22 protein-coding genes are annotated in these 24,327 nt (G+C 37.0%); 11 read left to right on the top strand and 11 right to left on the bottom strand.

Going from position 1 to position 24,327, the window contains the following annotated elements; translation table 11 throughout:
* The 5 genes from ACHABW_RS11875 to ACHABW_RS11895 all read right to left on the bottom strand — a co-directional run bounded on the left by ACHABW_RS11875 (position 1) and on the right by ACHABW_RS11895 (position 7,680).
* On the bottom strand, positions 1-732 hold the full coding sequence (locus ACHABW_RS11875; protein ID WP_435755511.1) for an urease accessory protein UreH domain-containing protein: 732 nt from the start codon (positions 730-732) through the stop codon (positions 1-3).
* A gap of 443 nt (positions 733-1,175) precedes the next feature.
* On the bottom strand, positions 1,176-1,937 hold the full coding sequence (locus ACHABW_RS11880) for a YheC/YheD family protein (protein WP_435755512.1): 762 nt from the start codon (positions 1,935-1,937) through the stop codon (positions 1,176-1,178).
* 921 nt (positions 1,938-2,858) lie between these two features.
* Entirely contained in the window at positions 2,859-4,871 is a 2,013-nt protein-coding gene (locus ACHABW_RS11885; protein ID WP_435755513.1) for an ABC transporter ATP-binding protein, read from the bottom strand.
* Positions 4,868-6,625, bottom strand: a complete 1,758-nt coding sequence (locus tag ACHABW_RS11890) for an ABC transporter ATP-binding protein (protein WP_435755514.1) — start codon at positions 6,623-6,625, stop codon at positions 4,868-4,870. The genes ACHABW_RS11885 and ACHABW_RS11890 overlap by 4 nt, the downstream gene beginning before the upstream one ends.
* A gap of 440 nt (positions 6,626-7,065) precedes the next feature.
* Positions 7,066-7,680: a response regulator transcription factor gene (locus tag ACHABW_RS11895; RefSeq protein WP_435755515.1), complete on the bottom strand. Its 615-nt coding sequence runs from the start codon at positions 7,678-7,680 to the stop codon at positions 7,066-7,068.
* Between the two features lie 350 nt (positions 7,681-8,030).
* On the opposite strand from ACHABW_RS11895, the gene ACHABW_RS11900 reads away from it, so the two are divergent.
* From ACHABW_RS11900 to ACHABW_RS11925, 6 genes are all read left to right on the top strand, one after another.
* On the top strand, positions 8,031-9,401 hold the full coding sequence (locus ACHABW_RS11900; protein ID WP_435755516.1) for a cytochrome ubiquinol oxidase subunit I: 1,371 nt from the start codon (positions 8,031-8,033) through the stop codon (positions 9,399-9,401).
* Positions 9,401-10,417 carry a cytochrome d ubiquinol oxidase subunit II gene (locus tag ACHABW_RS11905; protein WP_435755557.1) on the top strand — a complete coding sequence of 339 codons (1,017 nt, stop codon included), beginning with the start codon at positions 9,401-9,403 and terminating at the stop codon, positions 10,415-10,417. Before ACHABW_RS11900 ends, ACHABW_RS11905 begins: the two co-directional genes overlap by 1 nt.
* Positions 10,418-10,439: 22 nt before the next feature.
* On the top strand, positions 10,440-10,592 hold the full coding sequence (cydS, locus tag ACHABW_RS11910; protein ID WP_435755517.1) for a cytochrome bd oxidase small subunit CydS: 153 nt from the start codon (positions 10,440-10,442) through the stop codon (positions 10,590-10,592).
* A gap of 285 nt (positions 10,593-10,877) precedes the next feature.
* Positions 10,878-11,273, top strand: coding sequence for a GntR family transcriptional regulator (locus tag ACHABW_RS11915; protein ID WP_435755518.1), 396 nt, complete (start codon positions 10,878-10,880; stop codon positions 11,271-11,273).
* The gene (locus ACHABW_RS11920; RefSeq protein WP_435755519.1) at positions 11,263-12,138 is read left to right on the top strand and encodes an ATP-binding cassette domain-containing protein; all 876 of its coding nucleotides are present in this window, start codon (positions 11,263-11,265) and stop codon (positions 12,136-12,138) included. Before ACHABW_RS11915 ends, ACHABW_RS11920 begins: the two co-directional genes overlap by 11 nt.
* Positions 12,122-13,138 carry a hypothetical protein gene (locus ACHABW_RS11925; RefSeq protein ID WP_435755520.1) on the top strand — a complete coding sequence of 339 codons (1,017 nt, stop codon included), beginning with the start codon at positions 12,122-12,124 and terminating at the stop codon, positions 13,136-13,138. Before ACHABW_RS11920 ends, ACHABW_RS11925 begins: the two co-directional genes overlap by 17 nt.
* Before the next feature lie 231 nt (positions 13,139-13,369).
* Here the strand turns inward: ACHABW_RS11925 and ACHABW_RS11930 are convergent, their stop codons facing one another.
* Complete coding sequence (locus ACHABW_RS11930) at positions 13,370-14,293, bottom strand: pseudouridine-5'-phosphate glycosidase (protein WP_435755521.1); 924 nt, start codon at positions 14,291-14,293, stop codon at positions 13,370-13,372.
* Between the two features lie 106 nt (positions 14,294-14,399).
* Entirely contained in the window at positions 14,400-15,485 is a 1,086-nt protein-coding gene (locus tag ACHABW_RS11935; RefSeq protein ID WP_435755522.1) for a carbohydrate kinase, read from the bottom strand.
* 160 nt (positions 15,486-15,645) lie between these two features.
* Between ACHABW_RS11935 and ACHABW_RS11940 the strand changes: the two genes are divergently transcribed.
* The 4 genes from ACHABW_RS11940 to splB all read left to right on the top strand — a co-directional run bounded on the left by ACHABW_RS11940 (position 15,646) and on the right by splB (position 19,149).
* Positions 15,646-17,289 (top strand): ABC1 kinase family protein, encoded by a 1,644-nt coding sequence (locus ACHABW_RS11940; protein WP_435755523.1) that lies wholly within the window; start codon positions 15,646-15,648, stop codon positions 17,287-17,289.
* Positions 17,290-17,301: 12 nt separating this feature from the next.
* Complete coding sequence (locus tag ACHABW_RS11945; RefSeq protein WP_435755524.1) at positions 17,302-17,643, top strand: phasin family protein; 342 nt, start codon at positions 17,302-17,304, stop codon at positions 17,641-17,643.
* A 202-nt stretch (positions 17,644-17,845) separates the two neighbouring features.
* Positions 17,846-18,121, top strand: coding sequence for a transcriptional regulator SplA domain-containing protein (locus tag ACHABW_RS11950; protein WP_110936873.1), 276 nt, complete (start codon positions 17,846-17,848; stop codon positions 18,119-18,121).
* Positions 18,121-19,149, top strand: a complete 1,029-nt coding sequence (splB, locus tag ACHABW_RS11955; protein WP_435755525.1) for a spore photoproduct lyase — start codon at positions 18,121-18,123, stop codon at positions 19,147-19,149. The genes ACHABW_RS11950 and splB overlap by 1 nt, the downstream gene beginning before the upstream one ends.
* A gap of 229 nt (positions 19,150-19,378) precedes the next feature.
* Here the strand turns inward: splB and ACHABW_RS11960 are convergent, their stop codons facing one another.
* From ACHABW_RS11960 to map, 4 genes are all read right to left on the bottom strand, one after another.
* The gene (locus ACHABW_RS11960) at positions 19,379-20,245 is read right to left on the bottom strand and encodes a GNAT family N-acetyltransferase (protein ID WP_435755526.1); all 867 of its coding nucleotides are present in this window, start codon (positions 20,243-20,245) and stop codon (positions 19,379-19,381) included.
* 313 nt (positions 20,246-20,558) lie between these two features.
* A complete protein-coding gene (locus tag ACHABW_RS11965; protein WP_435755527.1) occupies positions 20,559-21,203 on the bottom strand; it encodes a CAP domain-containing protein in 645 nt (214 codons plus the stop codon).
* A gap of 207 nt (positions 21,204-21,410) precedes the next feature.
* Positions 21,411-21,776 (bottom strand): transporter, encoded by a 366-nt coding sequence (locus tag ACHABW_RS11970; RefSeq protein WP_435755558.1) that lies wholly within the window; start codon positions 21,774-21,776, stop codon positions 21,411-21,413.
* A 337-nt stretch (positions 21,777-22,113) separates the two neighbouring features.
* Entirely contained in the window at positions 22,114-22,884 is a 771-nt protein-coding gene (map, locus tag ACHABW_RS11975) for a type I methionyl aminopeptidase (protein WP_435755528.1), read from the bottom strand.
* Positions 22,885-23,258: 374 nt separating this feature from the next.
* On the opposite strand from map, the gene ACHABW_RS11980 reads away from it, so the two are divergent.
* Positions 23,259-24,311, top strand: a complete 1,053-nt coding sequence (locus tag ACHABW_RS11980) for a peptidoglycan-binding protein (protein WP_435755529.1) — start codon at positions 23,259-23,261, stop codon at positions 24,309-24,311.
* Positions 24,312-24,327: the final 16 nt, after the last annotated feature.

Here is a 24,327-nt window from a genome sequence, read left to right on the forward strand (position 1 = left end):
TTACCAAAAAGTAAGAATATCAATAATGCCAATAAAGATCATAAATGACCCTGCTAAACGTTGAACGAAAAAACCAATTTTACGCCCTTTTTTCAATATCGCTCCCCCTAAACCGAGGTACCAAATAACAAAGATAACAAATAGAAATGGTATAGAGGTGCCGATTGCAAAAACACTCGGCATGACTACCCCATAGCTAGTTGTCAAAGTTAATGGCATAAGCAATACAAAAAAGAGAATAAACATGGTTGGACAAAAACCTAGAGAAAAACTAAAACCAAGCATGAAAGCTCCCCACTTCCCACGTTGTCGGGTTGTTCCATGTTTTGGTTTCCATAACTGTACATTCCATTTCATCGCAAAAAAACCTATCATATATAAACCTATAAGGATAAGAACGGGTCCAAGCACCTTTCTCATTGGTTCAAAAAACAGAGGAAGTTGCCGTTGAAATTCCTGGCCTAAAAGTACTACAACTAACCCCAATGCCGAGAAAGCAACTATCTTTCCCAAGACATAAAAAAGCGTATCAGACCAGGAGATTCCCTTTTTCAAAGAGTTCGTTCCATATAATGTAATAGCACTTACATTCCCAGAAAACTGACAAGGGGCTAAAGCTCCTACTAATCCTAATAATAACGCAAACAGCAATGGAAGAGACTCCACACTATTTGCCGCGTTCATAAATGGTTCTCGCAAAAATTGACTTATACTATCAATGTAATCATACATAAAGATATCCCCCTGAGAAAAACGCGTAGCGTCTTTTCTTAAATACATCGTTATCTTTCGCCACCCCGGGTAGCACCTACGTAGTCCGTGTAGGTGCTACCCGAAAGGAGGGTGGGTTTCCCTTGACACGCGTGGCGTAAAGATAGCTGTAAACTTATAAATCTTGTAGAAAAGCAGCCTTTCCTAGAGTATATTTTCAAAAACAAAGAGTATATTTTTTGAAATCCTCTTAGAGTGAGTTTAGCATAAAACTGCCTCTTGTCGAGAACCTAAAATTATAATCCACCACTTTAAAAGCCCATGGAAATCTTTCCTTTGTTACCACATATTACGTGATCATGATGTAGTTGCAAACACCGTTGCAGACCAATGACCAATCTAAATTGTGAAGTAACCGAAGAGCTTATCAGCTCACACTTATAAAACACATTCTTTGTGAAGTACTAATGTTTACTTTTGCGTTTCCATCTCTTTTTATACGTTTTTATTCTGCGGTATATTGTTTGATCTTTTAATGAACGAAAAAGAGATATGGATGGATTTTTTTGATTCACTTCTATAACCCATACATCCCCTTTTTTATCTATACCGATATCTAGGCCAATAGTCGAATATTCCTTGTTTGAATTAAGGGTGAACTGTTCAATGGTTTGGAGAGATACGCTATTTATTTTAGATAGTAACTTTTTAGGAGATTTATTTTTTAGAGAAGACATTTTTATTGCTTGACTTACTTTTAATACTTTTATTGCAACATTAGTAACCACATAGCCAGGAGACGCAACTTTTGCAGCCTTTCCAGTTATTGTCCATATCGTCCATTTTGAATGTCTACTGCGTTGCAACATTACTCGAATATCAAAAGCCCGCTTATTGATCGTTGCTAAAGGAATATATTGTTGAACAATATATTTACGAGTGCCAATTTTTTTGGTCAAAAGTTGAATGAGGCGCTGTTTCTTTTTAATTATAAAGTAGTAATTCTCAAATTCTACCTTGAATGTTCCATTGGGCAGTATAGATATTTTTATAATTCCACGACCTTGGCTTCCACGACAAGGTTTTAACATTACTTTTTTATATTTATTTAATAATTGCTCTAAATTCTTTTTATTAAATTGTTTAGTTTTTGGCAGGTTTATATTTAAATCCGTGTTTTCTTTTAATATTTGGTATATTCGCCACTTACTTTTTCTTACTTTCATCGCTTATCCTCTCTTTTTTAATCTATTATGTTGTTTGTCTCCGTCATTCATTGAGCTAGGTAGATTCTTGAAATACTATTAGATTTACAGGAATGTTTTTCTTAGTATAATAGGGGGTTATGTCTATTTATATAATGGGATGGGGGTCATTTAACCCTTAGGTTACCCCCCCCCATTTTAAAGCCTTTTTACCCACTTACTCGTGTTAAAGTTTCTTACAATAATATTTCTTTCTAGAAATTTTCTTCTTTCCTTTTTTGAATCCCTTTGTCTTCATCCCTTTTCTGAAACCCATTATTCCTCACCTGCCTTTCTTCTGTTATACAAGTAGTAAATGAGATTGGGGTGGAATACGAACCGGCTAAGTGCTTATTTTAAGTGATTTTGGTTATTTAGCGGGGATACTGTCACCGCCCGAAGTTTGGTGGATTTTGCCGATGCCTAAGAATATAAAGAATGTACTTGCACGGTTGCAGGAAAATAACATCTCTAGTGGGGTAGGGATATGGGGGAGATAAAAGTAAATCCTGGTCTTGTGACTTTTGATGGAATACGATTGTGATAGATTGTATATGGCAATTAATCCTACTAACAAAATGAGATAGAATCCAAGAGAACACCTCCTGAAATCTATCTCAAAAACAATCCATGCCATTTGCAATCCAATACGTATCTATTATTTATTCACAGTTTCGTAAGTACCTTAATGCCTGTATCGAATGACTTCGCTTCTTTAATTTTCAAAACATTCTTATCTATCGTATCATCAATACTACCGCCAACCAGAACAGGCATGTCTCATCCGCTGTGGTTCCTTCTGGATTGCTGCCTTGGCCAGCTGTATGCTTATTCCACTCATCCAGAATGATATTACCTGTTTTGATGTTGCCTGGCTGAAAAAGTAAAATTCATTCCCTCTGTTTAACTTGCAGAATCTTTCCTCGTCCCTTTCTGCAGTTGATACATATGGTAGTATCTTCCTTCTTGCTGCATCAACGCATCATGATCTCCTTGTTCAACGATTTCCCCTCTGTTTAATACGAATATTTTATCAGCCTTGCGGATAGTGGAAAGTCGGTGAGCAATAACAAAGGTTGTTCTTCCTTCTTTTACGACATCTAAAGCCTGTTGGATTAACTCTTCCGTATCCGTATCTATGTTCGCAGTTGCTTCATCGAGTATTAATATAGGTGGATCGTAAACTAGTGCTCTTGCAAATGAAATCAGTTGGCGTTGGCCTGCCGATAGCGTACTTCCTTTTTCTTTCACCTCTTCATCCAATCCATTCGGTAAGCCATCTAACAGCTCACGGGCACCAACCTTTTCAAGTGCATCCATAATTCGTTCGCGGGAAATGGATGCATCATTCATACTAACGTTCGTTGCTATCGTGCCGGTAAATAAAAATGGGTCTTGGAGAACGATAGCCATATGCTCTCTTAATTCTTGTTTAGTCATGGAATGAATATCAATGCCATCAACTTTTATGGTACCTTTTTGATGATCATAAAAGCGAAATAAAATATTCATAATTGAACTTTTTCCTGAGCCTGTATGTCCTACAAAGGCAAAGGTTTCCCCTCTTTTAGCCGAGAATGAGATATTTTTCAATACATACTCATCTTTTTTGTAAGCAAATGAAACATCTTCAAATTGCACATCTCCATGAAACCTTGGTCGATGACTTTCTAATAATTCTGTGCCTGGTTCATCCATCAGTTTAAATACTCGTTCGCCGGCAATTCTCGCTTCCTCTAGCTGTGCCAATTGGTTGACAATACCATTAACCGGTTCAAACAGACGATTAATGTAATCAACAAAAGCATAAACGACTCCAAGACTGATGACCATACCAACTCCTAATGATCCCCCTCCGAAATACCAAATAAGTGCAACAAAAGCGATATTTCGAACAAGATTCAGCAAATTAAACGAAGTCATTGCGTTCAAAGAAAGCAGTTTATTATTGTACTTGAAATGTTCTTCATTAAGTTTTTCAAATTCAACGGCTACTTCTTTCTCTCTTCCGAAGGCTTGCACAATTGGCATTCCTTGAATGTTTTCATTAATTGACCCATTAATTTCACTAATTTTTTCACGAATGACGCGATTGTATTTTCCAGCAAACTTCCGATAAAATATCATCCAAAGTATCAAAATCGGGACTATTAAAAGCGTTGCCCAAGCTAAACGAGTGTCTAATAAAAATAACGCAATAAAAATTCCTGTCATATAAATGATACTAGTAAAGAAAGTAGCTAAAACACGGACGTACAGCTCACGAATTGCTTCTGTATCATTTGTCACTCTTGCAACAATTTTACCAGTAGGCTGCTTATCAAAGTATTCGATAGGAAGTTCATGGATTTTTGCAAACACATCTTCCCGCATTCTTTTAATAATGCGATTTGCTGATATTTGTAACCATAGACTCTGATAATAATGAAATATAGCGGAGATTATGATTAAAACTAAATATCCCCCCAGAAGCATCATAATGAAAGCTACTTCCTGTTGAAAAAAAAGATATATTTCTTGCTGAGTCATTGGCGTAGCCTCATAACTGTTTTGATCGTCGCCCCTCTCAATGGTCAGTACACCATTTTCATATGTTCTTTCCCCATCAAAGGCAATCGCCTCATCAACAAAATAATACGTTAGACCAATTTGGAGAAGATTTACTTCCTCGCTCTCTGACCACTTCGTTTCCATTCGGTCACTACGAGTAAATTCTCGGTTGTTATATACTACGTCGCCATCCTCTTGTTCCACCCAAGGTTGCTCAATTCCCATGATATGTTTGTCAATCATCGTTTTTGCAATAAAAGGCCCTGTTAATTCCGCAGCCGCTGCAATAGATAAAAACAGAAGGGCAACTAAAATTGTTCGCTTCGCTTGGAGAGCATAGTTAAAAAGCCTTTTCCCTACGTTCATCTTGCATGCACCTCCGTTGAACTATTTTCCATTTGTTGTTTTGTAAACTGATTTTCATACCACCCTTTTTGAAGCATTAGTTCATCGTGAGTTCCAGCTTCTTTTACTTGGCCGTCTTCCATTACTAAAATCAAATCAGCATGCCGAACCGCTGACATACGATGAGCGGTAATAAACGTTGTTTTGCCAGCACGTTCCTTGCGAATATTTTGAACGATGGTTGCCTCTGTTTTTGCATCTACTGCTGATAAAGCGTCATCGAGTAAAAGTATTTGCGGATCTTTGATTAATGCTCTCGCAATGGCTATTCGTTGTTTCTGTCCACCAGATAAAGACACTCCTTTTTCCCCTACCAACGTTTCGATACCATCAGAAAATGTCTCTATATCAGCTGTAATTGAGGCATGTTCCATTACTCGTGCTAAATCGATCTCATCAGCATCGGGAAAACCAAATAATATGTTTTCTCTTATCGTCTTTGAAAACAAAAATTGATCTTGCGGTACATAACCGATCCAGTTTTTCAATGTGTCTAAAGAAATCTGCTCAATTGAGAGTTGTGAAATAAACAATTTATTACTATCGATTGGGTATTCTCTTAGTAATTGCTTGAAAAATGTTGTCTTCCCACTCCCGGTTTTTCCAACTATCCCCACATTATAGCCACGCGGAATATAAATATGAATATTCTTCAAAACATCTGTTTTCGCTAGTGGATAAGAAAAGGACAGATCCTTTAACTCAATAGATGTTGGCATAACACTTGATTGGGCAGCCTCACCATTTTGAACATCCGGTTCATACGTAAATGTCTCTTTTAAACGATCCATCGAGGCATTCCCACGCTGCATCACATTCATTAACTCTCCAAAAGCGAACATCGGCCATATGAGCATACCTAAGTAAATGTTAAAAGATATCAACTGTCCTAAAGTAATTTCGCTTCGAAACACGAGCAATGCACCATAGCCAAGTCCGATCACGTAACTGAAAGCAACTAGTATTTTGATCGTTGGTTCAAAAAGTGCATCAATTTTTGCTACTTGAATGTTTTTCTCAAGGACCTGATTCGTAATCTGTCCAAATTGCTGCCGATCATCCTTTTCTTTAACAAACGCTCGGACTACTCTTACGCCAGAAATGGATTCTAATACTTGATCATTTAAATCCCCGAAAGCATCTTGCGCTTTAATAAAGCGTTCATGGATAACTTTTCCGTACCTCTTCATTAACCAACCCATAATCGGCAGTGGGAGAAACGCGGCTATTGTAAGTTTCCAACTCACGAGAAAACCCATCGTAAACAAGATAATGACTAAAAACACGGTCGCATCAATCAACGTTAAGACTCCAAACCCTGTTGTTAAGGAAATCGCTTTTAAATCGTTCGTGGCCTTGGCCATTAAGTCACCAGTCTTATTTTTCTCGTAGAATGTTGGTGTCATCTTCATTAAATGATTCATATAATTCGTTCGAAGTGTCCTTTCAATAATAATTGCTCCACCAAAAAGCTGACGCATCCATGTGTAGGTGATCAGGTAAATAACTAGCATTAATCCAATAAATAAAATGATGTAATTACGTAACATCCATTCTGTCATTTGTCCTTGATGCACGTCATCAATAACCATCCCGATAAGCCTTGGCGGTATAACCTCTAGTAAACTAGCAAAAATTAATAAACTGATTGCAAGAATATACCTCTTTTTGTGCTGCTTGAAAAACCATGTTAATTTCTTTAATACTGAAAACATATCCGATCACTTCCCGTTTCTATTTTTCTACACTAGCCGCTCCCTGTCGCTTCCTCTGGTGTCACCTTGATACGTTTAAATACTTTCCTATTAACCATCCTTTTCCCTCCATTTTCATTAGTCTGCTGCCCTAGATAACATATAAAAAAACGTATAGAGCAAGGCTCATACGTTTTTTAAAATCCATTATTTTACAGTAATGTCCATTAAAAAACGCACGATACACATATCCATGTATACCGTGCGTATAATCGTTAGATTGAGTATGCGCGTTATAGAGTTAAATTGGAGTCTCAAACTTAACAGCATGGATGGGATCGATGTATGAAATTGGATGAGATAATGTCTTATTATTAATCATGCTGATAACTCCCCTTTCTGAACTGTTTATTATTTCCAAATTAATCTTAGCACTAGCGCAACATCATCGTCAACCATTTTTAAATCATTTCCAATTTTTTCCCCCATTGAACCCACTCACTGTTTTTTTTGATATTTAATTTTTTTCGAATATTTCTACGATGATTTTCAACCGTTTTTTCTGATATTTTCAAAACTTCTGCTGCTTCTTTTACGGTAAAACCCCGAATCTTCATGTAAAATACTTCTTCTTCCCGTTTCGTTAACTCATTCGATGGCTTCCAATCCTCCGAAAAAACACGTACTTTTTGATTCCAATTCAGTGATATTCTTTCTCCTTCTAGTACTTGTTGAAAAAATCTCATCAGTTCCCCTAAATCTGCTTTCTCATAACCGATACCATCTATCACCTTACTAAAAAAAAGGTCATTCACAAGTTGTAAAGGTTCCTTTAACAGAAAGACACACTTAGCATCCGGCTGCTTTTCTAATTGCAAAACAATTGCTTGTATCCCTGTTTCTTCATATAATGATGAATCAATCACGATAAAATCAAACGTATATTTTTGTAAGGAATCAATAAAGTCTTCCGTATTAGCGGCACTAACCATGTACTCGATCGAAGTCACATCTTTTAACAATTGAATACATCCATACCGCTTTAATTCATGAGACATACCGACAAGAATTCTCATGCATATACCTCCTGATTAAATTACTTTTTGCCTAAGAAGCAAAGACTTAGACTCTCTCGAGAAAAGCCCAGCTTAAACTTAGCCTATTACTAGATAAACACAGCTATGATAAGTCTTGTTTGCCTCTTTATCGTTCACCGAATTGTAACAATTAATCATTGTTCAACAAACGCTCACAATTTCACAGAATATGAGTGAAAACCCCTATAACCGAAGTCTACAATATTTATTACTATAGATACAGTGTTAAGTTTTTATCAAAAAGGGAAAATACGTTATAGTTTCATCGAAAACCGCTATATGTCATGATAATAGATAGTAAAGATTATGAAGAAAGGTTGGAATTGCCTATGTTTATAGATTATGATCCCGTCATATATAGTCGACTTTTAACATCTCTTACTCTTGGATTCCATGTTATATTTGCTACAATCGGTGTTGGTGTACCACTCATGATCGCCATCGCTGAGTGGATGGGCATCAAGAGAAATGATCCTCATTATACCCTTATGGCAAGAAGATGGGCACGAGGATTTGTGATAACCGTTGCAGTTGGTGTTGTTACTGGTACTGCAATTGGTCTGCAACTCAGTCTGCTATGGCCAAACTTCATGCAGGCAGCTGGTCATACCATTGGATTACCTATGTTTATGGAAGTATTTGCTTTCTTTTTTGAAGCTATTTTTCTAGGAATCTATTTATATACGTGGGACCGATTCAAAACTAAAATGAGACACTTTCTTTTAGTCATCCCTATCGTAATTGGTGCAACTGCCAGTGCATTTTTTATCACAACAGTTAACTCTTTTATGAATGCACCACAAGGGTTTAATATCGTTGATGGTATTCTAACGGATGTTAGTCCTTTAGCTGCAATGTTTAATGCCGCTACACCTACAAAAATATCTCATGTTATTATTACTTGTTATTTAACAGCAGCATTTATATTAGGTGCTATTGCAGCTTTCCATATCTTAAAAGGGAACAAGCACGTTTATCATAAAAAGGCTCTTCATTTGACGATGGTTTCAGGTATTATTTTTGCGATAGGTACAGCCCTTATCGGTGACCTTTCCGGAAAGTATCTTCATGAGTATCAACCTGAGAAATTAGCCTCGGCGGAATGGCATTTGGAAACTGAAAGTGGTGCACCGCTTATACTTGGTGGTTTTATAAATGAAGAAAATGAAATAAGTTATGCCTTGGAAATCCCTTATGCTTTAAGTATATTAGCAGGCGGAACTCCAGATACAGAAGTGATAGGGTTAAATGAATTTCCTGAAGAAGATCTCCCGCCTCTCTGGATTCATTATATGTTTGATTCTATGGTGTTTATTGGAATGTTTTTAGCAGCTGTCTCGGCTTTATTTGTTGCTATGAATTGGAAGAAAAACTGGAATGCTTTTAATCGGCCATTATTATGGGCCGTTGTAGCGGGTGGACCTTTATCCATGTTAGCTATTGAATCAGGCTGGATTTTTGCGGAGGTAGGTCGGCAGCCATGGATTATTAATGGTGTCATGAGAACTGCAGAAGGTGCAACAACTTCCCAGCATGTTGATCTGATGCTTTACATGTTTATTATTCTTTATGCCGTCCTTGGTATTACTGTCGTCGTCGTACTTCGCAGAATGTTTAAATCGAATCCAATAGAGCATGAACTCGAAGAACGAGGTTTTGCTCACAAGAAAGAGGATGAGAAGGAGGTTGCGAGACGATGATGAGTTATGAAGTAGTTGGTATTACAGTATTATGGTCCTTCCTTTACGGATATTTAATTGTCGCCTCCGTCGATTTCGGAGCAGGTTTTTTTAGTTACTATTCTAAAGCTACGAAAAAAAATCATGTTATTCATAACATCATACAACGATATTTATCACCGGTATGGGAGATTACGAATGTATTTCTAGTATTTTTCTTTATCGGTATCGTCGGTTTTTTCCCATCAACTGCTTATTATTACGGGACAGCCTTACTCGTTCCGGGAAGCATAGCTATTATCTTATTAGCACTCAGGGGGTCCTATTACGCTTTCGCAACGTATGGTGCAAAAGAAAGCAAATTCTACTCCTTTCTCTACGGTGCAACGGGATTATTGATTCCCGCTTCTCTAACTACCGTTTTAACTATTTCAGAAGGTGGCTACATTTCCAATGAGAATGGTACTGTTGAATTGCTTTACAGAGAACTTTTTACAAGTCCCTATTCATGGAGTGTGGTAATTTTAGCAATTGTAAGTGTTCTATTTATATCTGCTACGTTTCTAACATTCTATGCTTCCCGTGCACAGGATACAAACGCTTTAAAATTGCTTAGAAAATACGCGCTTACATGGGCACTGCCTTCCATTGTTATGGGCGTTATCGTACTTATGTTATTAAGAGCCCAAAATATCGAGCATTATCAAAACATCCTTGATATATGGTGGGTTTTTGCTATATCCTTTGTACTATTCGCAGTTGCAACGTTTTTAATTTGGAAAGGTAAAAAGTATGGTACGGCGTTTATATTAATCATGGTTCAATATTTAACTGCTTTCTTTGGCTACGGCGTTTCACATTTTCCATATTTGTTGTATCCATACCTGACTATTTATGATGGTTTCACAAGCGAACCGATGGCTATTGCACTAATTATCGCTTTCATAGGCGGATTGTTTTTGCTAATTCCATCCTTACTTTTAATCATGAAACTTTTCTTGTTCGATGCCGATTATGTGCAAGGAAAAAGGAAGTAACTTTTAAAAGGAGGAATAAACAGTGGATATACACACATTTTTAATTATGATTGCTCCACCCCTTGTTCTAATCGCAGCAATCTTCGTCGTATTTTTTTGGGCTTCAAAAGGAAAAACACCTGCTTTTGTCGAAGAGGCCGATTATCAAGAAAACAATCAAAGTAAAATTAATTAATCACATTCAGAGCTGTCCCAAAAGGTTTAAAAAACCTTTGGGACAGCCTTTTTAATGTGAATTTTTTCTTGACCGATAATATATTAAACTATATAATTCAAGTGTACTAAATCAAACAACACACCTAGTACAGACTATCTTTTCATGGAAAGAAGGCAGTCTCGTAAACGTCGTTTATAAAAATGCTTCGATTAACTCCTCGTTCTAAAACAACAAATGAATTTAAGAGAGCCTTTTGTTTTGTGTCCTATAAATAGTTGAAACTTCTATACAGGTGGTGAAGCGATGTATTTCGAAATAGACCCCAAAAAGAGTATCCCATTATATGAACAAGTCATTCAGCAAGTAAAAGAGTTATGTGCAAGAGGGTTATTAAAACCTAACGAAAAACTTCCCTCTGTGAGAGATTTATCATCTCAAATGCTGATAAATCCTAACACTGTTAGTAAGGCCTATCAGGAATTAGAACGACAGGGTATTATTATCACTATACGAGGACGCGGCACGTTTATATCAGAGGGATTAACCGAATATATAGATCCAAAAAAAACAGAGAGAATTCAGCAAGCGTTAAAGGATGTTATTATTGATAGTCACTTTGCCGGGGTTTCTGAAATAGAATTGAAACGTTGGACAGAAGAGATCTATAAAAAGTTAGGAGGAAACGGAGATGAGGGTTAAACATGTTTCCAAGGAAATTCATCATCATAAAATTCTTACTGATATAGATTTTGATATAAAAACAGGAAGTATCGTTGGAATAGTTGGCAGGAACGGAGCCGGGAAAACAACTCTTCTAAGAACCATGGTTGGGATATTAGATCCTTCTTTCGGTGACGTCTTAATAGAAAACGAGAGTATCTTTCGAAATCCTCAATTAAAACAACAAATTATTTTTGTTCCCGATTCATCTGAAGCACTTAAAAGCTATAGTACCAAAGAAATGATTCACCTGTATAAGCAAATATATCCTAGTTTCGATGAAGACTATTATCTTCAGTTAATGGAAAGATTCGCTCTGCCAGAAATAAAGAAAATTGGCAATTACTCCAAAGGAATGAAGGCTTTATTTTTCTTAGTAGTTGCTTTTTCAACCAAGGCTAAATATATACTGCTTGACGAACCAACTGATGGCTTAGATGTCATTGTCAAAAAACAAGTATTAAAAATCCTTGTTGAAGAAGTAGCCACCAATGATGTTTCTGTGATCATTTCATCGCACCGTTTAGATGAATTAGAATTTATTGCAAATGATATTATTATGATTAAAGATGGTATGGTAAACAGTCGATATGGATTGGATGAAATGAAAGCCAATTATATAAAAGCACAAGTCGCATTCGAAAGTGACCTGCCAGTTGCCTTAAAGGACCAAGTCACTATTTTAAAACAAACAGGGCGCGTCTATATCATTTTAATAGATAAAAATCACGATGAAATAATAAAAAAGATCAAGCTTGCTTCTCCACTATTATTCGAAGATCTACCTTTATCTTTAGAAGACTTATTCGTAGCAAGGTTAGGTGGTGATGATGATGTTTCATAAGGCATTATGGTATCAAAACTATAAACAAACTCGAATGATCATTTGGATGACTCTAGCGTTATTTGTTGTTTTCCTTCCCTTTCAATCAACGTTAGCACTTGAAACCTGGAAAGAACTTCAAGAGCAAGCTCAATTAGTAGATGATTCTATCTATGAAGTGCAGCCATGGGATGTTTTACAAATATTTTCTGAGGGAGGATTAGCAATATTAGTAACATTATCCATTATCGTTTTGGCAGGAATGCTCGTTGGCCTCGAAAGAAATACGCGACGCAATGATTTTACATTTTCTTTACCATTTTATCGTAAAGATCTTTTCTTGGCGAAGTGGTTTTACGGGGCAATCCTTATTTCTCTTTTCCATTCCGTAAACTTTTGGATTGCATATTTTATTATCTATCAATCAGAGTTTGCTTCCGCTTTATACCTAGTCTCGTGGACAGAGATATTCTGGGGACCTCTTCTAGGCTTTTTATTTTTCTTTACTTTTTCGTTATTCATCGGAACAATTGCCGGGGAATTAATTTCTCAGATAGCCCTAACTATTGTTTTTGCTATTTTCCCGCTCGGACTCTTTACATTAATTCAAGGGCTGATAGACGTTCATTTTAAATATTATCTAAACCAGCCCGTTTGGTTAGAATACGTAACACCATTTATGTATGTCTTTTCGAACACATCAACTATTGCTACAATTATTACAGCTATCGTTTTTACTGTCTTTTTTCTTTTGCTTGGTACTTTCTTATATAAAAAGAATAAAATTGAACACAATGGAGAATTTCTTATTTTCAAGAAACTTAATCTCCCATTTTTAATCCTGTTTAGCCTTTGCTTTTCATTATTAGGTGGAATGATTATTTCTTCTTTGGCACCGTGGAATGCAGATGCGCTAAGAATTGTCTCTTATTGGATTGGCTTTACGTTATTCTTATTATTCTCATTGTTAATTGCAAGGAGACTGCTAGCGATGAATCTAATGATTAGTAATAAAGCATAATAAAAACGGCATAGCTGTCTTTTATTAAATACAGCGTGATCTTTAAAGCCACCCCCGAGTAGCACCTACTTAGTGCGTGTAGGTGCTACTCGAAAGGAAGCGAACTTCCCTTGATGCGTGTGGCGTAATGATAGCTGTCAACTTATAAATTACCTTGTAAGAAAACTCTAAAAAGTTGGAAGAGGCACTGGAAAAGTAAATAACTTTTTCTGTGCCCCTCACTTCTTTTATTTATTTTTCAATATCATGAAGGGCAACGGCAATTTCCGCCCCTACATGAGCGTTATTCTCTACTAAAGCAATATTCGTCGTTAACGTTGCACCTTCACTTAGTTCTTTTAAACGATCCAGTAAAAAGGGTGTTGTTTCTTTCCCGCTTATGCCTTTATCCTTCGCTTCTTTAAGAGCTTTATCAATAATTTGATCTATCAAAGATTTATCCATTTCTTTATCTTTCGGGACTGGATTTCCAATAACAACTCCGCCATGGAGGTTTAATTCCCATTTTACGTTTAACATAGCTGCAATATCCTGAGGAGTCTCACCCTTAACATCAACACCAAAGCCACTTTTTTGCGTGTAAAAAGCCGGGAACTCGTCTGTTTCAAATCCAACAACGGGAACGCCATGTGTTTCTAAATATTCAAGAGTTAAACCAATATCTAATATTGATTTCGCACCTGCACAAACAACGGCCACATTTGTTTTGGCTAACTCCTGTAAGTCAGCAGATACATCCATTGTTTCTTCAGCGCCTCTATGTACGCCACCGATTCCTCCGGTTACAAAGACTTTTATTCCAGCCAATTCTGCACAAATCATCGTTGCGGCTACCGTCGTAGCACCTGCTTTTTTAGAAGCCAAAACAGAGGCAAGATCTCTTCTGCTGACTTTTTCTACATCTGTCGCTTTTGCTAAATAAATAAGTTCTTCCTCTGAAAGTCCTATTTTAATTTTCCCATCTAAAATAGCAATCGTAGCTGGCACTGCTCCTTTATTGCGAATAATTTTTTCAACTTTCTTAGCTGTGTCTACATTCTGAGGGTATGGCATACCGTGAGAGATAATTGTTGATTCAAGAGCAACGATTGGTAAGTTTGCTTCTTTAGCTTTTAATACCTCTGCTGAATAGTCAATATATTGTGTGTAGCTCATGTTATGTTCCTCCTTGGTTTGATGGTTCTTAGTTTCATTTCGTTTTAATTTATTCTTGGTCGATCGAATTTTTAACGAAATTCCTTTTTTTATTGCCCTTGTCCTGTTAAAGTACCTCGTTAAAAATGGATTCATTTAATCCTTCGGCAACGGTTTCTGTAGTGCTTAACGTTCGCTGTGCCAGCTTCGTGCCATTTTCACAAGCAACCTTTAACGTCAGTCCTTTATGAATGCTGTAAAAGACGCCAGCAGCAAAAGCATCCCCTGCACCCGTAACATCCTCTACATGTGTTTTTAACGCAACAGTCTGTCCTATTGATCCTTCCACCGATTGAAAATGTGCACCTTTTTCCCCTGCAGTAACAATTATATTCTTCACTCCAAGCTTCACTATCTCATCCATTTTCATTGGAATGTCCTTTGATTTCACATGAGGAACATACCTTTCAATGACTGCGTTTAACTCCTCAATATTTAAAATAAAATAATCGATTTTCGATAGATCGTCCGGTAATCGATTAATTTTTTTGGCGGATACTGGCACAACTCCGAGAATTTGCTTGCCTGCATCCTTTTGATGAAATATAGACGATAAAACATCTTTCGGGAAATTCGTGTCAAGAATGATCATATCAGCTGAACGGAAATGACTAAGAGATTTTTTTACATCAGCTACCGAAACTGCGTCATATATATCCATCTCTGCTAGTGCAAACATCATATTATTTTTTTCATTAAGCACCGCAGTATAGTTTCCAGTCCTTTGATCCTGTTTTTGAATCGATGTCGACATATCATAATGTGACGAGTGAGACCATATTTTGTCTCCTTCAGAATCGGATCCTACTGCAGTATAAAGCAATGTTGGTACTTGAAGTCTGGCAAGATTGTCTGCTATATTTCTGGCTACTCCTCCAATTGTTTCACTGACCACTACTGGATTTGAGTCTTCCCATTGGAATTCTGATTGAATTTTTGCCTTACGGTCAATATTCGCTCCACCGACACATAAAACTTGCCGTTCATTATTTAATACATAGGCTCTTCCTTTAATATGGCCATTTTTTGTCAATGACGAAATATAACCAGCTACAGCAGATCGGGATAATTGTAATCTGCTAGCTAAATCTTGTTGTGAAATATAAGGATTATTTTTAATGAGACCTATAATGTACTCTTCTTTTTCGTTCATTACCTTCCTCCTTATCCTCTACTTAATTAAAACAAACATTTGTTTATAAATCAAATGTTTGTTTATCCTTGTTTTCGCTTACTTTTTATTACTTAAGGGTATAGAATTAATTAACATACATCATCCACTATTATTTTGTATGTTTATCAGGAGGCACAATGTGAAAAATTTCTCTTTATATCGAATCACGGTCATTGTTATTATGTTTCTTAAATTTGTTCTGCAACTATATATCTTTAATAAAACACATAAAAATTGGGATTCAGCCTCTCATCAAAAATGGGAGCAGCTATTAAAAAAACAAGCAATAGAGTATCGCGAAAAAGCGCTTAAACTTGAAGGTTTAATGATTAAAGTTGGTCAATTCCTTAGCACTCGGGCCGATATTATGCCTGAAGTTTTCCTGAAAGAATTAGCAGACTTAATTGACCAGGTCCCTCCTGTTCCAGCCGAAATTTCCAAGAAAATACTGGAAGATGAATGGGGTCAACCTATTTCCAATCGATTATCACAAATTAGTGATAAACCGATTGCCTCCGCTTCGATTGGAGAAGTCTACAAAGGCACATTAAAAAATGGACAAGAAGTCGCAATTAAAATTAAACGGAATCATATCGATAAAATTATTCGCACAGATTTTAAAGCATTACGAATCGTACTATGGATTACCAGGACCTTCACTAAATTCGGTAAAGAAGTCGATACGAAAGCTTTATTCAAAGAAGTCGTTTCAATTATCGGTGATGAGCTTAATTATTATAAAGAACTAAAAAATGCTCAAAATTTTCAAAAGAGATTTAGTCATAGTCAGGATTATTATATCCCGCAATTCTTTGAAGAATTCTGTACAAAAAAAGTTCTCGTGATGGAGTGGATTGAAGGAAGAAAGGTAACTGAATTATCTTTTCTAAAGAAACATCAAATTGATCACAAAGACACAGCAAGAAGACTTTTTCAATTTTTTATTGATCAATTGCTCGACTATGGAATGTTTCATGCTGACCCACATCAAGGAAACATTCTTATAACAAAGGACGGTCAAATCGTTATTCTTGATTTTGGAATGGTTGGAGAAATCTCACGCGATGACGCCAAAAGAATTCGCAAGATGATTCAAGGATTTGTCTTGGATGATTATCAGCTTGTTATTAGCCAACTTGAAGATTTAGGTTTCCTTCTTCCCAAAGCAAATAAAAAAAAGCTCCAAACCTTACTTAAAACTTATGTAGATATGTATTTGGAAGAAGACATTACTCAATTAGATCAGCACAAGGTAGAAGAAATATTTAATGATCTTCAAGAAATAGTACGGGAACAGCCTATCCAATTACCCGCAGAATTCGCGTTTTTAGGTCGCGCCGCATCTATCGGTATTGGCGTTCTAACAATTATTGATCCCAAAATCGATTTTATAGAATTGGGTAAACCTGTAGTAGCGAAATGGTTAGAAGATACCGATGACGACCGCGGAAATATAAAGATGCAAGTATTGAAAGAATCGGTGAAACCTTTATTGTCGCTCCCTCGTAACTTAAATAGTTACCTTGAAGCACCTCATGAACAAAGAAAATCTGAAGAACGAAGACAGTGGAGGCAATTTGACCACCAAAGATATATACTATTAATAATCAGTTCTGTATGTGGTTTTTTCTTCAGTAGTCTATTGTTATTTGTCTCGCTTATTTTCTCTTTTCCATTGTTGCAGAGCTTTATGGCTCTTGTGACACTTGTATTTTTAATCGCTACTGTTTTTAGTTTTATCATTCATAAGCGGTGGGTGAAAAAATTAGACAATAAATTTTAGGAGGAGTTACTTATGAGTAATTTATTAAAAACAGGGTTTTTGTTAGGCTTAGGAGCTGCAGTATCTAGTAAGGAAAAAGTAGAAAAGTATATTGATGATTTAGTATCCAAAGGCCGGGTTACTCCCCAGGAAGCTGACGACATGTATCACTCCCTACTAAAAAAGGGTGAGGAAACAGAAGAAAAATGGAATACACGTTCAAAAGAAAAAGTAGGCAACTTTATAGAGGATCTGAATCTTGTGTCTAAAGATGATTATAAGCTTTTACAAGCGAGAGTTGAATTATTAGAGGAAAAGTTATCCAACCTTGAAAAACAAGACAAAGATTCTGAAATAGACGAAGACCACCAGTAAATATTTTATTCGAGTACTTATATGAAGGCACTGAAAAAGTTGTTTTTTTACTTTTCCAGTGCCTTTTTGATGCTATGAACGAAGCCATTGCCATGTATATTTTTAAATTTTATCAATGGTCCTGTTTATCTGCTGTTTTTTTCTAGGTATATCTCTCCCGTATTCTCACATGATAGGAAAGAAAAAAGGAGGCAATACTTTTATGGATAGTAATCAATTACAGTCAGGTGACACCGTATTTGTCATTCAACGAAATCCTCATACACAATCAGTCGCACATATTCAAGAAGCATCCATTGTTACCAATCCTTTTCACCCTGGTCATTTAGCTTTGTTTTTCATGGAAGAGTATTATCCTCTAACGGATGATTTAGCCATATACTCCAGCTACTCAGAAGCCAAAGGGGATTACACATCTACATTTGGTCCAATGGAATCGGATCTTGACCAATCCCCTATCCAAGAGACTTACGACTGATGATCCCTCCTTTTGTACCTCAACTCGTTTATATGGAGCCACGAGCATTGGAATATCCATTGGGAGAGCAGCTTCACAAGAAATTCACCGACATGGGAATTGAAATACGTCAGACTACTTCACACAATCAAGTTCGGAATATACCAGGGAAAAATCATTTTCAACAATATCGCGTAGCAAAATCTACCCTTGTAGTAGGCGTAAGAAAGACATTGAAATTCGATACATCAAAACCTTCTGCAGAATATGCGATTCCACTAGCTACTGGTTGCATGGGCCATTGCCAATATTGCTATTTGCAAACCACAATGGGCAGTAAACCTTATATTCGTACCTACGTAAATACCGATGAAATATTTAACGCAGCTGATGAATACATGCAGGAACGTGCCCCTAAGGAAACTCGGTTCGAGGCAGCTTGTACATCTGATATTGTTGGCATAGATCACTTAACTCACTCTTTAAAAAAAGCTATTGAACATTTTGGGAAATCGGAACATGGTAAACTTCGTTTTGTCACTAAATACCATCATGTAGATCACCTACTAGATGCTGACCACCGAGGCAAAACCCGGTTTAGATTCAGCATTAATGCCGATTATGTTATTAAGCATTTTGAACATGGTACTTCCCCTCTGAATGAGCGCATAAATGCGGCTGTAAAAGTCGCTAAGGCCGGCTACCCGTTAGGTTTTATCATCGCTCCAATATATTTACACGAAGGTTGGGAAAAGGGTTACTATACGATGTTCGAGAAGCTCAACAAAAAACTTCCTCAATCATTAAGACAAAATGTAACATTCGAATTAATTCAGCACAGATTTACAAAACCTGCAAAACGAGTGATTCAAAAAAATTATCCGATGACGAAATTAGAGTTAGATGAAGAAAAAAGAAAATACAAATGGGGAAAGTACGGGATAGGTAAATACGTCTATCAAACACAAGAACAAGAGATGATCCAAGAAACATTTCATCGGTATAAAGATGAATTTTTTCCTGAATCAAAAATTGAATACTTCACGTAATAAAAACGCAAAGCGTCTTTTATTAAATACAGCGTGATCTTTCGCCACCCCGAGTAGCACCTCTTTAGTACGTGTAGGTGCTACTCAGTAGTAGGGCGGTCGCTTGATGCGTGTGTTGTAAAGATAGCTAAAAAATACCATACTCCCCTTAAGGAAACATGGTCCGAATCACTACTTTCTTATCTCATAAAACGGCATTTGCCGTTTTTTTACTTTGACTCAGTTTTCTTCAAACGTAATCAAAACGATACTCTATAGCATCTCCTACAAATTCATATCCAATTTTCATGTAAATAGAATTAGAGGTTGGATTTTCAGCATCTGTGTTTAAGCTGCAGAATTGAAATCCTTCTTGGAGAAGTCGTTCACTCAACGCAGCTACACAAGATGTGGCATACCCTTGACCTTGATATTCGTCTGCAGTATATACAAAGTTTACGACTACTCCATTTTCCAACTCCCGAGCACGTTTTGCCATTGATACCGGCGTACAATTCTCATTTTTCCAGAGAAACACCCGGTTATGTTCTATTTCATCAAGTACATTTTTTTCTAAGTCTTTATGATCTGTCATTCCTAAAGTATCTCTTTCAAAATCTTCTGTCCATGACATGATGAGTGCAATATCATCTTCATTTGCATAGCACAGTTTTCCTTTTGTTCGCTTAAAGTCACGGAGCGAGGCTAGCTGATAGATTTTTTGTTGCATGACTTTTACAACATTACAAGAGGTTAGTTCCTTCCACTTCTCAGAAAAATCAGTTACAAGATCAGAACAACCAATCACTCCAGGGATAGCTATTCCTTCTGCCTTATAAGCCCATATTGCGGCATCATGCACCGCAGATTTATGCCCACATATAATGAGGTTTCGTTGTGGTGTTCGAACAAGGACAATTTTTGGCTTACTGTCGTCCTCTTTCCCAATAACCATTAAGACATCTTTTAGTTGGGAAGTTTGACCTGATTTTCTTTCGCTCCTAGCTAACTGTTTTAGGATTCCAAGGGGAAGATTATGCTCTGCCTCATTGTCCACTAAAAAGTTTTCTGCTTCCTTTAACATGGTTACAGCTGAGTGCTGGCGAAAAAACTTCATAAGGCATCCACCTTCCTAGTAGTTTAAGAAAAACGCAAAGCGTCTTTTATTCTCGAATTAAATCCTCTATCTTCATTATACACAACCCTTGCAGAAAAACTTCCCCTGTTGGCCTATTTTATTAAGGAATGAATCAGTTTAAATGTTACGGACCGGTTATAATTAATACAATAATTTATAAGAAAACAGTCATTATGTAAGATCACCCGCTTGCCTATTCGCCAATTCTTAGAGCATAAACTAGCTATCTTTCTACATTAAAAAAATGTCTCAGCAGGTATATATTACCTGTTGAGACATTTCCTAATAGAAATTATTTTGTAGTAAACATTTGTGTCCAGTAGTGACCGTAAGATCCACCTTCAACATGTCCTACTCCTATATGTGTAAAACTGCTCTTTAAAATATTTTCACGATGACCTTGAGAGTTCATCCAACCTTGGACAACTTGTTGAGGTGTACTTTGACCTGCAGCAATATTTTCTCCTGCTCCTCGATAAGAAACACCATAGTTTTTCAGCATATCAAATGGGCTGCCATGCGTTGGACTTTGGTGAGAGAAATAGTTTTGATCTCTCATATCCTGCGATTTAATTCTAGCAACTTTTGAAACTTGATTATCTATCTGTAAAGGAGATAATCCCTGATTTTCACGCTCAATATTTGTAAGGCGAACGACTTCTTGTTCGAATTGTGAAAGTTGACTTGACTGTTCAACAGTAGTTCCATTTTGACTTGCTGGAACCGTCAACTGTTGCCCTACTAAAATCATATTTGGGTTAGAAATATTTTTATTCGAAGCTAAAAGATCAGAATATTTTACTCCTTGTTCTACAGAGATAAACCATAATGTATCCCCATTTTTCACCTGATACGTCGAGCTGGCCTCCACTTCAGAATTAACTAGTGGAAATACAACACATAAAGCAATAACTGATGATACTATTTTTTTAATCATCCTTGAACACCTCCATGAGCAACATTATGGCATAAAAAATTCCCCTTATGTGCGTGGGGAAAAGATTACCAGACTTCAAATGTTGGTTATTTTGGAAAGTATTTCACACAGTTACTGTGAAACTAAAAAGGATTTGTAATGCGTTTAGTAAAAGAGGATACGTCAGAAGGACTGCATAGAGACCTTCTAACATACGAAAATCAATTGCTATCGACATTGAAATGAACGGATCTGATTTGTATCTATCCCCATATAAACCCATCGATACTGTCTAGGTCTCCATCTGTAACCTGCAACAGATCTCCTGCCAATAAACGTTGGCCAAAACCAAAACCTTCGACCATTTTCCAAGCGAACGTACGTATATCGGTAAAGACAACCATAAAATGCCCCTGGATCTACGGCAAAAACTCCAATATCTTCCTGTTGTCCAAAAGACTGTATCGGAGGTGTACTAGGAGGTGGCCCGGGTGGTGGTCCTTGTTGTGCGCCAGCCCCGAAGCCCGGTGAACCTGGTGGTGGCCCCGGTGGTCCTTGACCTTGCCCTGGTCCAAATCCAAAGTACTGACCGATACCACCTAATCCTTGGGAAGGTTGACCTGGTTGGTTCGGAAATAGCCAATTAAAAACTCTTGTGTCATCCACAATATTCTCTCCCTTCTCACATACTCCTTACAGCCTATGATTAGTTAGAAACCAAGGTGCTTGCCTATGTGAGAAAACAGAGTTCCATTTGCTCATTACTGTATAAGAAAAACGCAAAGCGTCTTTTATTAAATACAGTGTGATCTTTAGCCACCCCGAGTAGCATCTACGTACTGAGTGTAGGTGCTACTCGAAAGGAGGTGGGTTTCCCTTGATACTTGTGGCGTAAAGATAGCTGCCAATTTTATAAATTTTATGAAAAAAGTTAAAGGTCAATTAACCCTTCTTGTTCCTGATCCGTTGTGATAATCGGTTTACCATTTGTTATTACTAGCGTATGTTCATACTGAGTGGACAGCGTTCCGTCTTGTGTTCTTGCGGTCCAGCCGTTATCATCCATTTTTGACTGCCACCCGCCGATATTAATCATCGGTTCTATTGTTATTACCATTCCTTCTTTCAACCGGAGTCCTTTCCCTTTCTGACCATAATGAGGTATATTTGGTTGCTCATGAATCGTTGGTCCAATACCATGTCCTGCAAAGTCTCTGACTATTCCATAACCATAAGGATCAATGAATTCTTGGATTGCAGCACCAATATCTCCTACTCGATTCCCAGCTACAGCAGCCTCTATCCCCTTATAAAGTGAATCTCTAGTAACATTATTTAATTGTTTTATATCATCAGTAATATTTCCAACAGGATACGTCCAAGCTGAATCCGCTAATCCACCGTTAAGATCGACTACGAAATCAACTGTAACGATATCTCCTTCTATCAATTTTTCTGATCGGGGAAAACCATGACAAATTTCATCATTTATAGATGCACACGTTGCAAACTCATACCCGCGAAATCCTTTTTGTGCAGGGGTAGCTCCATATTTATTCATCGTCTTCTCTACGAAATCATTTATTTCTAATGTTGTAATACCCGGCTTAATCATTGTTGCAAGCTTGCGGTGAATAGATGCTAATAGCTTTCCTGCTTCTATCATAAGTGCAATTTCCCGTTCAGATTTACGTTGAATCATATTCTTCATTTCTCCTTTATTATCAGTTCTTTTATTTTCTCATGCTTATGAGTCTTGAGTCTTGACTCTTCGTTCAATAGTTCTTACGACAAAACAACTAATAACAGAACCTCAATATTCATGTCTTATCTTTAATTATTACTATTGCTAAGCGTAATTATCATATCAATTAATAAGTTGTCCTTTCAACATATTAGAACATATGCAAAATGAATTGTGAAAAAACCTCTTATATATGACATTAACATTTCAATAGGTGACAATCTCTTTTCAAAACATTAAATAGATAGTAAAGGGGTTGCTAGCCCAAATCCAGGCTGATATGATTGGCATCGTTGTACAAGAAACAACAACACTTTGAAGGAGGGTTTCGATTGAAAAGAAATCTAAAAAACCGTTCTTTCCAACGGTTAGGCGTATCAGCAGTAGTATTAGGGGCTTTGTTGTTCACTACAGACCAAGCTAGTGCTGCAGGTGACAAAGAATTCGGCGAAAAGCTACTATATAATGGAAAAACTCATGAACATGTCATCGAACTTAAGGAGCTTTTAGAAGAGACTGAGTTTTATGATGGTGAAGTGAATAACTATTTCGATACAGCAACCGAACAGGCAGTTATTGATTTCCAAGAAAATTACGATCTTCTAGTAGATGGATTAACTGGTGTTCAAACATACAGTGCACTTATTGGTCTTGAACAAGGAGATACTGGAGATCTGGTTCTTGCTCTTCAAGAAGATCTTGCTGAATTAGACTATTTCACTTCTCAACTAGACGGTAAGTTTGGCCCCTTAACAGAAGAAGCTCTCATTAACTTCCAAGAAGAAGAGGGTGTTCAAGGCGAAAAGGGTATTGCAGGTCCATATACGTATCAATCTCTTTACCCTTTAACAAGTAGATATAATCCAGAGATTGCAGCTCCAGCAGAAAAGGCACCAAGCTCTTCTGAAGAGGAATCTTCTGAGGTTACTAAAGAACCTGTGGAAAGTGTTTCCAGTGAGCCTTCTGAGGAATCAACAGAAGAATCTACGGAAGAAGTTCCCGAGGAATCAACTCAAGAGTCAGCGGAAGCTTCCAACAGCAGTAACACTTCTTCATCCGAAGAAAGCTCAGATTCTAGTAATGATGCTGAAGGTTCAATTACTATGGAAGCAACTGCTTACACAGCTGGTTGTACAGGATGCAGCGGTATTACAGCAACTGGAATCGACCTAAGAGATCAACCGAACAAAAAAGTAGTAGCAGTTGATCCTAGTGTCATTCCACTCGGTTCTATTGTGGAAGTTGAAGGATATGGCAGAGCAGTAGCTGGTGACACTGGCGGTGCTATTAAAGGAAATAAAATTGACCTTCATGTCGCTTCAAAAGATGATGCATTTGCGTTTGGTCGCAAAGATGTTAATGTAACTATCATTGAAACTCCATAACTACATCTAAAGAGTG

The organism is Salipaludibacillus sp. CF4.18, assembly GCF_051262595.1.
Taxonomy (GTDB): Bacteria; Bacillota; Bacilli; order Bacillales; family Salisediminibacteriaceae; genus Salipaludibacillus; species Salipaludibacillus neizhouensis.

Coding starts and splice junctions, on each gene's coding strand:
- splB (WP_435755525.1), top strand. CDS start 18,121: ATGATCCCTCCTTTTGTACCTCAACTCGTTTATATGGAGCCACGAGCA.
- ACHABW_RS11895 (WP_435755515.1), bottom strand. CDS start 7,680: ATGAGAATTCTTGTCGGTATGTCTCATGAATTAAAGCGGTATGGATGT.
- ACHABW_RS11890 (WP_435755514.1), bottom strand. CDS start 6,625: ATGTTTTCAGTATTAAAGAAATTAACATGGTTTTTCAAGCAGCACAAA.
- ACHABW_RS11880 (WP_435755512.1), bottom strand. CDS start 1,937: ATGAAAGTAAGAAAAAGTAAGTGGCGAATATACCAAATATTAAAAGAA.
- ACHABW_RS11930 (WP_435755521.1), bottom strand. CDS start 14,293: ATGAGCTACACACAATATATTGACTATTCAGCAGAGGTATTAAAAGCT.
- map (WP_435755528.1), bottom strand. CDS start 22,884: ATGATTCAACGTAAATCTGAACGGGAAATTGCACTTATGATAGAAGCA.
- ACHABW_RS11905 (WP_435755557.1), top strand. CDS start 9,401: ATGAGTTATGAAGTAGTTGGTATTACAGTATTATGGTCCTTCCTTTAC.
- ACHABW_RS11935 (WP_435755522.1), bottom strand. CDS start 15,485: ATGAACGAAAAAGAAGAGTACATTATAGGTCTCATTAAAAATAATCCT.
- ACHABW_RS11875 (WP_435755511.1), bottom strand. CDS start 732: ATGTATGATTACATTGATAGTATAAGTCAATTTTTGCGAGAACCATTT.
- ACHABW_RS11965 (WP_435755527.1), bottom strand. CDS start 21,203: ATGATTAAAAAAATAGTATCATCAGTTATTGCTTTATGTGTTGTATTT.
- ACHABW_RS11900 (WP_435755516.1), top strand. CDS start 8,031: ATGTTTATAGATTATGATCCCGTCATATATAGTCGACTTTTAACATCT.
- ACHABW_RS11915 (WP_435755518.1), top strand. CDS start 10,878: ATGTATTTCGAAATAGACCCCAAAAAGAGTATCCCATTATATGAACAA.
- ACHABW_RS11945 (WP_435755524.1), top strand. CDS start 17,302: ATGAGTAATTTATTAAAAACAGGGTTTTTGTTAGGCTTAGGAGCTGCA.
- ACHABW_RS11925 (WP_435755520.1), top strand. CDS start 12,122: ATGATGATGTTTCATAAGGCATTATGGTATCAAAACTATAAACAAACT.
- ACHABW_RS11885 (WP_435755513.1), bottom strand. CDS start 4,871: ATGAACGTAGGGAAAAGGCTTTTTAACTATGCTCTCCAAGCGAAGCGA.
- ACHABW_RS11920 (WP_435755519.1), top strand. CDS start 11,263: ATGAGGGTTAAACATGTTTCCAAGGAAATTCATCATCATAAAATTCTT.
- ACHABW_RS11960 (WP_435755526.1), bottom strand. CDS start 20,245: ATGAAGTTTTTTCGCCAGCACTCAGCTGTAACCATGTTAAAGGAAGCA.
- ACHABW_RS11950 (WP_110936873.1), top strand. CDS start 17,846: ATGGATAGTAATCAATTACAGTCAGGTGACACCGTATTTGTCATTCAA.